Source organism: Aeromonas sp. ZOR0002 (genome assembly GCF_963866995.1).
Lineage (GTDB): Bacteria > Pseudomonadota > Gammaproteobacteria > Enterobacterales > Aeromonadaceae > Aeromonas > Aeromonas caviae.
Genome location: NZ_CAWMFQ010000175.1, coordinates 71,159 through 83,004 on the forward strand (window position 1 = coordinate 71,159; position 11,846 = coordinate 83,004).

Consider the following 11,846-nt stretch of genomic DNA (forward strand, 5'->3'; position numbering starts at 1 on the left):
CGCGCCCCGCAGGGCAAGCCGGCAAAGGCGGCGGGCTGATAGAGGCCGACGCCGCTGAAGGTGAGGGCCGGGGTGTCCAGCACCCGACCCGCTTGCAGGGAGAAGTCCCCTTGCGGATGCTGCAGAGGGTTGGGCACCAGCCAGAGGTGGGCGAGATCGTCCCCAAGCGGCTGGTTCACCAGAGCGCGATAATCCAGGTCGAGCCAGGTATCGCCGTTGATCACCAGAAAGGGTTCGCAGCCCAGCAGAGGCAGCGCCTGCACGATGCCGCCGGCGGTCTCGAGCGCGCTCTCTTCGGCCGACCAGTGGATGGAAACCCCGAGTGCACTGCCATCGCCGAGGGCCGCCACCAGCTTGTGTCCGAGCCAGGCGTGGTTGATGACAAGTGTGGTCACGCCGGCTGCCTTGAGTTTTTCGATATGGTGCACGATGAGCGGCTTGCCCCCCGCCGCCAGCAGCGGCTTGGGCAGCAGATCGGTGAGCGGACGCATCCGCTCGCCGCGCCCGGCGGCCAGGATCATCGCCTTCATGGTGTCACCCCGGTGCGCGCCAATCCGGGCAGCACCACCTGCTCCAGCCACTGGCCGAAGCGGGCCAGCACCGGATAGGCGGCGCCATGGCTGCGACAGACATCAACGACGTAGCCCAGGGTACGTGGAATGTCCTTGAGGTAGCCGGCCTTGCCATCGCGGTGATAGAGGCGGGTGAAGATCCCCGCCGCCTTGAGGTGGCGCTGCATGCCGGTGAGATCGGCTGCGCGACGAAACGCGGCATAGTCCAGATTGCCGAGCAGACCGGCCCCTTGCAGGGTGTCGAAGCCAAGTCGCATGCCCTGCTCGATCACCGCGTCTGGCCAGCGCACGTAGCAATCTTTGAGCAGGGAAACCAGGTCATAGCTCAGCGGCCCGATGACCATGTCCTGGAAGTCGATAAGGGCGAGGTCGCTCTCCGTCGGGTTCATCCCGCCGCACACCATCAGGTTGCGGCTGTGGAAGTCCCGGTGCATTACTCCTTGTGGCTGGGCCAGGTTGCTCGCCGTGAGGCAGGCGAAGGTCTCCGCCAGCAACTGCTGCTCTTCATCGCTCAGGGCCAGTTGCAGGTGATGCCACAGCAACCACTCGGGGAAGATGGCATTTTCACGGGCCATGAAGGCCTCATCGAAGGGCTCGAGCTCGAGCGCCACGGTGCCGAGCCTTGGCAGCAGGGCGATGGCCTTGCCATACCAGGCCAGTACGCTCGCTTCGTTCAGGCAGCCGATAAGTTGGGTATCCCCCAGGTCCGTCACCGCCAGCAATCCCTGCTCGTAGTCGACCCCCTTTACCTCGGGGGCCAGCAGCCCCGCATCGTGCAGGGCGGCCGCATTGCGAACGAATTCATGATTTTTTTCGGTTTTCGGATTAGCATCCACCCACACCAGACCGCCGCCCCGGAAGTAGCGGCGGAAACTGGCGTCACCGGAAATAAGCGTCAACGAGAGGTTGGCGTCACCGGAAATCCGGCGAGCCCATTGCAAAAGCAGGGAAGCGCGATCGTGCATGAGTCGGGAACCAAATTGGAAAGCAGCACTTGGCTGTTAGCCCTGGCCGCAATAATGCTTTATCATTGCCGGCTAACATAAAGCAATGACATGCAATGTCAACTCGATGGATCCTGACATAAAATGCATGCCCTGAATCCACCGTTTTTACTACGGATTGCGCGAGCCTTTCACATGACAAAATGGACACTGGGATACTCCTGTCCCATCGCCCTGACCATCAGCCTTGTTCCTGCCCTGAGTCCGCTCATGGCCCAGGCAGCGCCACTCAATGCGCCACCCGCTACCGGGATCCTCGACAGCCTCTGCTATGACTATGTTCCCAAGATAGAGAAGCCCAGTGCGGACCAGGACGCCAATGCCCAGCCCGTCGAGGTGGATGCCGATCGCCTGGAGGCCAAGCAGGGCGGTACCGCCGTCTACGAGGGTGACGTCAAGGTGCGCCAGGGCGTGCGCAAGTTCGACTCCGACTATGCCCAGCTCGACCAGAAGAGCCGGGATGTCATCGCCATCGGCAACATCTATTACAACGATGGCCAGATCACGGTCACCAGCGACAAGACCCTGAAATCCAACCTGGACACCAAGAACTCCGAGCTGGAAGAGGGCAAATATCAGGTCCATGGCTCACCGGTGCGCGGCTTCGCCGAAAAGGTGACCATGACCAACAACAACCAGAACATCACTCTGGAAGGGGCCCAGTACACCACCTGCCCACCGGGCCAGGAGGCCTGGACCCTGAAGGCCGGCAGCATCGACATCGATCAGTCCGAGGTATTCGGGGAGGCCTGGAACGCCAGCCTCTGGCTCTATGACTATCCGGTCTTCTACTTCCCCTATATCAACTTCCCCATCAAGGATGAGCGCAAGACCGGTCTGCTCTACCCGGGCTATACCCAAAGCTCCAAGAACGGCATGGACATCACCCAGCCGTTCTACTGGAACATCGCCCCCAACTACGATGCCACCATCACCTCCCGCTTCATGGACAGACGGGGCCTGATGGAACAGGTCGAGTTCCGCTACATGCCGGACCCGGCCCACGTGGGGAGCCTCTACTTCGAGAACCTGGCAGACGACAAGCAGTACGACGAGACGGCCAGCCTCAATCAGCATCTCTCTGACGGTCACCGTTACCTGCTCAGTGCCCGCCACACCTCCATGTTCATGGACAACGCCATGCGGGTGTCGGTGGACTACACCAAGGTACGGGACCAGGACTACAACTACTTCAACGACTTCACCCCCAAGGTGGGGACCCAGGTCGACAACCAGTTGCAGCAATCCCTGAAGGCGGGTTACTACCAGCAGAACTGGAACCTCGATGCCGAGGTACGGACCTACCAGATCCTGCTGGCCAGCGCCCAGCAGCCCCACGAGCTGATGCCGCGCATCAACCACAACTACTACCAGCAGGGCAGCTGGTACGATCTGGCCTGGAATACCGAACTGACCAACTTCGGCTACAACAACGATCAGGCCATCGAGCAGAACAAGGGTGAAGCCTACACCGGCACCCGGGTCTACACGGCCCCCACCCTGACCATCCCCCTCGTTGACGAGGCGGGTTACTTCCTCGACAGCCAGTACAAGCTGATGTACACCCGTTACGACCAGACGGTGCCTGACCAGATGAGCAGCACCTTCACCAATCGTTTCACCCCGAGAGAGGGCGGCGACATCACCCTGGAAGAGGGGACCATCACCCGGGTACTGCCATCGTTCCGTCTCAAGGGCGGCATGACCTTCGAGCGGGATCAGCAGTGGTTTGGCGAGGGCGCCAACCAGACCCTGGAGCCTGAATTCCAGTACCTCTATGTGCCCTACAAGGATCAGGACAACATCGGTGTCTATGACTCCACCACCATGCGCCAGGACTACTACAGCCTCTTCAGCGATCGCCGCTTCGCCGGTCTGGACCGCATCAGCGACTCCAACCGGCTCTCCTTGGGGGTCACCACCCGCATTTATGATCCGGCCGGGGATGAACGAATCCGGTTGGCCGTTGCCCAAGCCTTCGACTTCGTGGCGCCCAGGGTCAAGCTTTACAGCAGCGATGAGCTGAGTACCAATACCCGCTCCCCGCTGTCGTTCGAGGGTGACGCCAAGATCAACGAGCAGTGGTATGCCCATGCGGGGGCACAATATGATATGGAACAGCGCCAGATAAGCTCTGCCAACAGCGCCCTGGAGTACCGTCACGAGAAGTTGATCAGTCAGTTGAACCACCGCTTCGTGCGGGATGCCAACTACGACCTCGACCACAAGGGGCAGGTGACGGATCTCAACCAGATCGGCCTGCTGCTGACCACCCCGCTGGACGATCGCTGGCACCTTTATGGCGGCTACTATCAGGAGCTCAACCAGAACGTCAAAGTGGACCGCAAGGTGGGTCTGAAATACGACTCCTGCTGCTGGAGCATCAACTTCAACCTGGAATGGGTCAACACGCCAGACAACGTGAACCTGACCCCGACGTCCGAGCGCAGCCTCGGCATTCAATTTGAAATGAAAGGATTGGGTAGCGTGGGTACCGGCTCCAAGGGCACTTCCCTGGACACCGAAGCACTGCCTTACATTCGTCCGTTTAACCTGCGAGACCAGTAATCGGTCTGGCAAACGCCTTGAGAGATGGATATGAAGAAGACGTTGATTTCCCTGCTGACCGCAGGCCTGTTCGGAGTCATGAGCCAGGGTGCCCTCGCCGCCCCCGAGCTGATGGACAAGGTGCTGGCCGTGGTCAACAAGGATGTGGTGCTGGCCAGTCAGCAGGAGGCCCTGGTGCAAAAGGTCAAGGCCTCCGCCCAGGAGAGCGGCCAGTCCCTGCCCGATGACGTCACCCTGCGCAAGCAGGCGCTGGATCGCCTGATCCAGGAGAGCCTGCAACTGCAACTGGCGGAGCGCCAGGGGCTCAAGATCAGTGACACCCAGCTGGAACAGGCCATTCAGAGCATCGCCGCCGACAACAAGATGAACCTGGAGCAACTGCGCGCCCAACTGGAGCGGGAAGGCCTGACCTACGCCCAGTACCGTGAGGAGGTGCGCCGCGAGATCCTGATGAACGAGGTGCGCCGCAGCCAGGTCCGCCGTCGCATCAACATCTCCGATCAGGAGGTCAAGCAGGTGGTCGAGGCCCTGAGCAAACAGGGCCAGCAGCAGACGTCATATCATATCGGCCATATCCAGGTCGCGCTGCCGGACAACCCGAATGCCGAGCAGCTCAACGCTGCCAAGACCAAGATCGAGCGCATTCTGGCGTCCCTGAAAGAGGGGGCAGACTTCCGCAAGCTGGCCATTGCCGAGAGTAACGGTCCCAAGGCGCTGGAAGGGGGTGACTGGGGCTGGTTGAGCCCGCAGGAGATGCCCACCCTGATGGCGGAAGCCGTGCAAGGGGCCGGCAAGGGTGACATCGTCGGCCCGCTGCGCTCCGGCGCCGGTCTGCACATCATCAAGATCTTCGACACCAAGGGTCAGCAACAGGTCATGCAGACCGAGGTGAAGGCGCGCCACATCCTGATCAAGCCCTCCATCATCCTGAGCGAGGAGAAGGCCAAGGGCACCCTGGACGGCATCCTGCACGACATCAAGAGCGGCAAGGCCAGCTTTGCCAGCATGGCAGAGAAATACTCCGAGGATCCGGGCTCTGCGGTGCAGGGTGGCGAGCTGGGCTGGTCTGATCCCAACGTCTATGTGCCGGAATTCCGCGACATGCTGGGGCGCCTGCAACCGGGCCAGATCAGCGAACCCTTCCGCACCAGCCACGGCTGGCACATCGTGCAGCTCGAGGATCGCCGCAGCCAGGACGCCACCGGCAAGGCCCAGGAGCAACGCGCCTACCAGCTCATCTTCAACCGCCGCTTCGCCGAAGAGTCCCAGGCCTGGCTGGATGAGCTGCGCGACGAAGCCTACATCCAGATCGAACCCAATTGATGGGCGACAAGCAGATGAACAAGGCGCATCCAGGGCACGCCGAGGCACAGCTGAGCTGCCACCGGCTTGCCATCACCCCGGGTGAACCGGCTGGCATAGGCCCGGATCTGGTCCTGCAGATTGCCCAGCGGGCCTGGCCCCATCAGCTGGTGGTGATCGCCGATCCCGCCCTGTTGCGCGAACGGGCCGCCCTGCTGGGGCTGTCCGTCGAGCTTGAACCCTATGACGAAAGCGCCCCCACCCGTCCGCAGCGGGCGGGGACTCTGACCGTCTGCCCCGTGCCGCTCGGCGCCCCCGTGGTGCCAGGCAAGCTGGATGAGGGCAACGGCGCCTATGTGCTGGCTACCTTGCAGCGCGCCTGCGACGGCAACCTGAGCGGCGAATTTGCCGCCGTGGTGACCGGGCCGGTGCACAAGGGGATCATCAACCAGGCGGGCGTCTCGTTCAGCGGTCACACCGAGTTCTTCGCCCAGCAGTCCGACACCGCCGATGTGGTGATGCTGCTGGCCACTGAAGGGCTGAGAGTGGCCCTCGCGACCACCCATATTCCCCTTGCCTATGTGGCCAAGGCCATCACCGAGGATCGCCTTGGCAAGGTGATCCGCATCCTGGATGCGGATCTCAAGCGCAAATTCGGCATCGAACAGCCCCGGATCTATGTCTGCGGCCTCAATCCCCATGCCGGGGAAGGGGGTCATCTGGGCCGTGAAGAGATCGATGTCATCGAACCCGCCCTGGTCGCCCTGCGCCAGGAAGGGATCGATCTGGTCGGCCCGCTGCCGGCCGATACCCTGTTCCAGGACAAATACCTCAAGGATGCGGATGCGGTACTCGCCATGTACCACGATCAGGGGCTGCCCGTGCTCAAGTACAAGGGCTTTGGCAACTCGGTCAACATCACCCTCGGACTTCCCTTCATCCGTACCTCGGTGGACCACGGCACCGCGCTGGATCTGGCAGGCAAGAACCTGGCAGACCCCGGCAGCCTCACCACCGCGATCAACCACGCCATCCAGATGGTAGAGAAAAAAAGATATGAGCAGTAAGGTGCACATGGGCCACACGGCCCGTAAGCGTTTCGGTCAGAACTTCTTGCACGACCGGTATGTGATCGACCAGATAGTGGCCGCCATCAACCCGCAACCGGGTCAGAATCTGGTGGAGATAGGCCCGGGTCTGGCCGCGCTCACCGAGCCGGTCGCCGCCCAGATGGACAAGATGACCGTGGTCGAGCTGGACCGGGATCTTGCCGCACGTCTGCGCGAACACCCGACCCTCAAGGAGAAGCTGACCGTCATCGAAGCCGATGCCATGCGCTTTGACTTCAGTACCCTGATGGGGGAAGGCAAGGGTCCGCTGCGCATCTTCGGCAACCTGCCCTACAACATCTCCACCCCGCTCATCTTCCACCTGTGCGAATTTGCCGACCGGGTGGAGGACATGCACTTCATGCTGCAAAAGGAAGTGGTGCTGCGTCTGGCCGCCGGCCCGGGCAGCAAGGCCTATGGCCGTCTGAGCGTGATGACCCAGTACTACTGTCAGGTAGTGCCGGTGCTGGAAGTGGGCCCGGGCGCCTTCAAGCCGGCGCCGAAGGTGGATTCCGCCGTGGTGCGTCTGATCCCGCACAAGAACCCGACTATCGTCGCGAAAGACATTCGTTGCCTGAACCGGGTCTGCACCGAGGGCTTCGGCCAGCGTCGCAAGACCATTCGCAACAGCTTCTCCAACTTCATCACCGACGCCCAGCTGACCGAGCTTGGCATCGATGGCAACCTGCGCCCGGAGAATCTCTCCCTCGAGCAGTTCGTCACGATCGCCAACTGGCTGGCCGACCAGCAACAGGCCTGATCCCATGACCCAAGCCCGGATAGTGGTCCGCCCCCACCCAAGCTATGTGGCGGGAACCGCAGATCCCTACCATTTTCTCTATCGCATCGAGATTGAGAACCTGGGTCCGGGCACGGTGCAACTGCTGCATCGACGCTGGCTCATTACGGATGCCAATGGCAAGATGCTGGAAGTGGAAGGTCCCGGCGTGGTCGGTGAACAACCCCTGATCGCCCCCGGCGAGACCTTTTCCTACCAGAGTGGCGTTCCCCTCGCCACACCGCTTGGCGTGATGGAAGGCAGCTACATCCTGCAGGATGAATCGGGGCAACAATTCGAAGCCCCCATCGCCCCCTTCACGCTGGCCGTCCCCAACATAATCAACTGAGGTTTCATGGCGAACTGTTTCGTCGGTGATATCCAGGGCTGCTACGACGATTTGCGCCGTCTGCTGGATCTTGCCGAGTTCGACTTCGATAACGACACGCTCTGGCTGTGCGGCGATCTCGTCGCCCGGGGGCCGGACTCCCTCAACACCCTGCGTTTCGTCAAATCACTGGGGCAGCAGGCCGTCACCGTGCTCGGCAACCACGACCTGCACCTGCTGGCGGTGGCCCACGGAGTCGCCCCGCTCAAGAAGAAAGACAAGCTGCAGGCGCTGATGGAGGCGCCGGATCGGGACGAGCTGCTGGAGTGGCTGCGTCACCGTCCCCTGCTGGCAGAACACCCCGACCTGCCCATCATGATGGTGCATGCGGGCCTCTCCCCCGCCTGGGACGCCCACACCGCCCGCAGTTGTGCCCGGGAGGTGGAGAGCCTGCTGCGCGGGGATCAGTACAGCTGGCTGCTGCACAACATGTATGGCGATCAGCCCGACAGCTGGAACGACAACCTGCTGGGCATAGAACGTTACCGCTACATCATCAACAGCTTCACCCGGATGCGCTTTTGCTACTTCGACGGGCGCCTCGACTTCAAATGCAAGAAGGGCCCCACCGAATCGACCCCGGGCCTGCGCCCCTGGTTCGAGCAGCGCGAGCACCATGTGGATGACCCCATCCTGGTCTTCGGCCACTGGGCGGCCCTGATGGGCAACACCGGCAAATCCGATATCAAGGGACTCGACACCGGGTGCGTCTGGGGCAACAGCCTCACCCTGTGGCGCTACGAGGACGACGCCCTGATCGCCACCCCCTGCCCGGCCTATGCCAAGTAGAGCGGCTCTTTGCGGAACATGGGAATGATCCGCCGTTGAGAGGAGAGCAATGCCCTCTCCTGCGAAATGGAGCTGAAAACAGAACGGGCCCGGCAATGCCGGGCCCGTTTTTTCATGATGAGCGGATCAGAGCCTGCGCCCCAGCCGTTTCTCGACCTGGCGCCGCTCCCATTCCGGGCCAAACAGCTTGAAGGGCTGAAACAGGTTGATGGCGTGGGAAGCCAGCCCCAACCCCCAGCCCAGCATGGGCCACCAGGCCCAGATATAATCCGGGTTGCTCAGGTAGTTGATGACAAACAGCCCCCCTATCACCAGCACATAGCTCATGAGGTGGCCGTAGAAGCCCCTGAGCCCCTCCACGAACTTCATCGCCTCCTGCTCATCTCGCGCCACCTGCACGCGTCCCCGATCTTCGCCCTCATTCCCTTTCATCTCGCTCTCCTGCAGTTGGGTCACATCGAGCTCGAAGACGGCGGCCAGGGCCTTGAGGGATTCCAGTCCGGGTTGCTGGCCCTGCTCTATTCGCTGAATGGTGCGAACGCTCAGGCCAGTGAGGGTCGCCAGCTGTTCCTGGGACCATCCCCGTTGCAATCTCAACTTCCTGACGATCATCTTGCGCTCCTTGTGGTGATTGACAGGGCCAGCATAGGGAAAGGGGATGAGAGGCGACACGACAGATGGCCGACACTCACCTGACTTCCTTTAAAAATCAAAATCTTACTACCACGCAATCGTGGCTTTTGCGCCCCGAGCAGCCAGGCTTGGCGTGCCGCTGGCGGCCAGACGTCACGGGGGGTTACAACCCCTGCATCAGCTCGGCACCAATCTCGAAGGAGCGCAGGCGCGCCTGATGATCGACGATGGGGCCGTTGAACATCAGCTCGTCCGCTCCGGTCTCTGCCAGCAGAGCCTTGAGGCCGTGGCGTACCCGATCCGGCTCCCCCACCAGGGAGCGAGCCAGGGTCTGCTCCATCGCCATCAATTCGCGGGGAGACCACTCATCCCCCAGCGTCTGCACCGGCAGTGGCAGCTTGCCGGCATCCCCCCGGTAGAGACGCAGGAACTGCTGCTGCAGGGTGGTGAACAGGAAGCGGGCCTCACGATCGGTGTCGGCGGCGATCAGATTGACGCACACCACCGCATGGGGTTTGGGCCAGCGGGCAGAGGGACGGTATTGGGTACGGTAGATCTCCAGCGCCTGCAGCAACATGGCGGGAGCGAAGTGGGAAGCAAAGCCGAACGGCAACCCCATGGCCGCTGCCAGTTGGGCACTGTAGAGGCTGGAGCCCAGCAGCCAGATGGGCACATGGAGTCCCTGGCCCGGCACCGCCTGCACGGCACCGACCTCGTCGCCAAAATAACTCATCAGTTCGCGCACATCCGCCGGGAAGTCATCCACCTCGCCGCTGCGCTGGCGGCGAAGCGCCTGCATGGTGCGCTGATCGCTGCCAGGGGCGCGGCCCAGGCCGAGATCGATACGATCCGGATAGAGGGAACTCAGCGTGCCGAACTGCTCCGCAATGACCAGAGGGGAGTGGTTCGGCAACATGATGCCGCCAGCCCCGAGCCGCAACGTCGTGGTGCCCCCGGCCAGGTGGCCAATCAGCACCGCTGTGGCGGCGCTGGCAATGCCCGGCATGTTGTGGTGCTCCGCCAGCCAGTAGCGGTGGTAGCCCCAGCGCTCCGCATGGCGAGCCAGATCCAGCGAGTGGCGAAACGACTCGGCCGGTAGACCACCTTCGGGAACGGGCACCAGATCCAGCACGGAATAGGGGACGACAGACATGGGACACTCCATTGGTTCACAGGGCGTTTATCAGGGGAGCAATGTAGCACGAGATATCTGGACGAATCATCTCACCACAGGGCAAGGGGGCAGCGCGAAGGCCGACTGTTGATTTCGGGCCGAAGAGCGCAAGATCGAGTCCTAGGCTTTTTGTCATCCAGCAAGCACACTGTTAGGTGGCCAATACGGCGATCGCCAGGGGACAAGGATCCGTCCATGACAAACGCAAGTCTCAGTCGCAGACCCTTTTACGTACACATTGCCACCCTTTTCATCCTGCTCTTCTCCTTGCTGGGGGGCGCCCTCATCGTGCTGCAGTTCCAGCAGGGCATGCAGCAGGGGCTGGAGCACGAACGTCAGAGCTTCCAGCAATACCGGGAGCAGCTTGCCCTCGCCATCAAGCTGAACCAGCGACCAGCCCGCATGTCCCTGAATCTGCTGCGCAGCGGCCAGCTGTCCGCCATGACAGACCTCGAGACGCGGCTCGCCTTCCTGCCCCAGCTGGCGGAAGTACTGGCCAACAGTACCAGTTACGGCGCCATCTATGCAGGTTACGAGGACGGCGATTTCTTTCTGGTTCGCAAGCTGACCGAACGGGCGAGAGGGGCGCTGGAGGCACCTCCGCCCGAGAGCCGCCTGCTGGTCCAGAGCCTGCATCAGGGACAGGGAGAGTTCCTCTATTTCGACCAGCGGCTGCGGCTGCTGGAGCGGCGCCCCATGCCGGACTACCGTTTCGATCCGCGAGATCGGGGCTGGTACAAGGAGGCGCGCTGGAGCACGGGCATCATAGTGACCCACCCCTACCTCTTCTTCACTACCCGGGAGCCAGGCATGACACTGGCGGTGGAGAGCGACGATCGCCGGGCGGTGATCGGGCTCGATGCGGGCGTGGAGGGGCTCTCTTCCCTCATCGGCGAGTTGCCCCTGCCCGGTCACAGCCAGCTGGTGCTGTTTGACGAGGTCGGGACCCTGCTGGCCACGGATCCCGAGCGCCTCCCAAGCTTCGAGCAACTGAGCCGCCTGCCCATGCTGTCGGCCCTCAATCACCCCATTCTCACCAGGCTGCAACAGGAGATGGCTGCGCGGCCTGCCCTGCTGCATCACCCCGCCGAGCTGACCCTGGCAACGGTTCAGGGTCAGGAGTGGCTGGTCAATATCTCCTCCCTCGGGGAAGAGTCCCCGTTTTATCTCGCCCTCCTGGTGCCCACCGAGGTGCTCACCGCCCCGGCGCGCCAGGATGCGCTGCACAATCTCGCCTGGGCCCTTGCCGGTCTGCTGCTCCTGCTGCCCGTCATCTGGCTGGCTGCCCGGCGCACTGCCGCCCCCTTGCTGGTATTGACCGGGGAGGCTGAGCGGATCCAGCACTTCGACTTTGGCGAAAGCCCGGGGCCGGATTCGGCAATCCGCGAAATTGACGACCTCGCCCGCGCCATGTCCAGCATGCGCCTGACCCTCGGCAATTTCATGAACATGGGCCGGGCGCTGGCGGCAGAGCATCGCTTCGATTCGTTGCTCAGCCGCATCCTGCACGAGACGGTGGCGGCTGCCCA

The 11,846-nt window shown here is 62.4% G+C and carries 10 protein-coding genes and 1 pseudogene; 7 read left to right on the forward strand and 4 right to left on the reverse strand.

All coding sequences use genetic code 11. The features are described from left to right. Together murU and AACR77_RS10555 are read right to left on the reverse strand one after the other, a co-directional pair. The coding region (gene murU / locus AACR77_RS10550) for an N-acetylmuramate alpha-1-phosphate uridylyltransferase MurU (RefSeq protein WP_042881306.1) at window positions 1-530 on the reverse strand (530 nt) is incomplete at its 3' end. Further along, the gene (locus tag AACR77_RS10555; protein ID WP_042881308.1) at window positions 527-1,537 is read right to left on the reverse strand and encodes an aminoglycoside phosphotransferase family protein; all 1,011 of its coding nucleotides are present in this window, start codon (window positions 1,535-1,537) and stop codon (window positions 527-529) included. The genes AACR77_RS10555 and murU, both read right to left, overlap by 4 nt. Before the next feature lie 174 nt (window positions 1,538-1,711). Here AACR77_RS10555 and lptD point away from each other — a divergent pair, with 174 nt between their 5' ends. From lptD to AACR77_RS10585, 6 genes are read left to right on the forward strand one after another with little or no spacing between them, the layout of a single operon-like run. Continuing rightward, a complete protein-coding gene (gene lptD, locus AACR77_RS10560) occupies window positions 1,712-4,144 on the forward strand; it encodes an LPS assembly protein LptD (RefSeq protein ID WP_042881310.1) in 2,433 nt (810 codons plus the stop codon). Between the two features lie 30 nt (window positions 4,145-4,174). Continuing rightward, window positions 4,175-5,467: a peptidylprolyl isomerase SurA gene (gene surA, locus AACR77_RS10565; RefSeq protein ID WP_042881311.1), complete on the forward strand. Its 1,293-nt coding sequence runs from the start codon at window positions 4,175-4,177 to the stop codon at window positions 5,465-5,467. 50 nt (window positions 5,468-5,517) lie between these two features. Then, on the forward strand, window positions 5,518-6,513 hold the full coding sequence (gene pdxA, locus AACR77_RS10570; protein ID WP_042881321.1) for a 4-hydroxythreonine-4-phosphate dehydrogenase PdxA: 996 nt from the start codon (window positions 5,518-5,520) through the stop codon (window positions 6,511-6,513). Next, a complete protein-coding gene (gene rsmA / locus AACR77_RS10575; protein ID WP_010673207.1) occupies window positions 6,503-7,315 on the forward strand; it encodes a 16S rRNA (adenine(1518)-N(6)/adenine(1519)-N(6))-dimethyltransferase RsmA in 813 nt (270 codons plus the stop codon). Before pdxA ends, rsmA begins: the two co-directional genes overlap by 11 nt. Before the next feature lie 4 nt (window positions 7,316-7,319). Then, window positions 7,320-7,682, forward strand: a complete 363-nt coding sequence (gene apaG, locus AACR77_RS10580; protein WP_010673206.1) for a Co2+/Mg2+ efflux protein ApaG — start codon at window positions 7,320-7,322, stop codon at window positions 7,680-7,682. A 6-nt stretch (window positions 7,683-7,688) separates the two neighbouring features. Then, window positions 7,689-8,510, forward strand: a complete 822-nt coding sequence (locus tag AACR77_RS10585) for a symmetrical bis(5'-nucleosyl)-tetraphosphatase (protein WP_039040022.1) — start codon at window positions 7,689-7,691, stop codon at window positions 8,508-8,510. Window positions 8,511-8,636: 126 nt separating this feature from the next. On the opposite strand, the gene AACR77_RS10590 is transcribed toward AACR77_RS10585, so the two are convergent. Beyond that, on the reverse strand, window positions 8,637-9,122 hold the full coding sequence (locus tag AACR77_RS10590; protein ID WP_010673204.1) for a 2TM domain-containing protein: 486 nt from the start codon (window positions 9,120-9,122) through the stop codon (window positions 8,637-8,639). Window positions 9,123-9,306: 184 nt separating this feature from the next. After that, window positions 9,307-10,296: a luciferase-like monooxygenase gene (locus tag AACR77_RS10595; RefSeq protein WP_010673203.1), complete on the reverse strand. Its 990-nt coding sequence runs from the start codon at window positions 10,294-10,296 to the stop codon at window positions 9,307-9,309. 216 nt (window positions 10,297-10,512) lie between these two features. Here AACR77_RS10595 and AACR77_RS10600 point away from each other — a divergent pair. Next, window positions 10,513-11,846, forward strand: a pseudogene (locus AACR77_RS10600) (cache domain-containing protein); the annotation flags it as partial.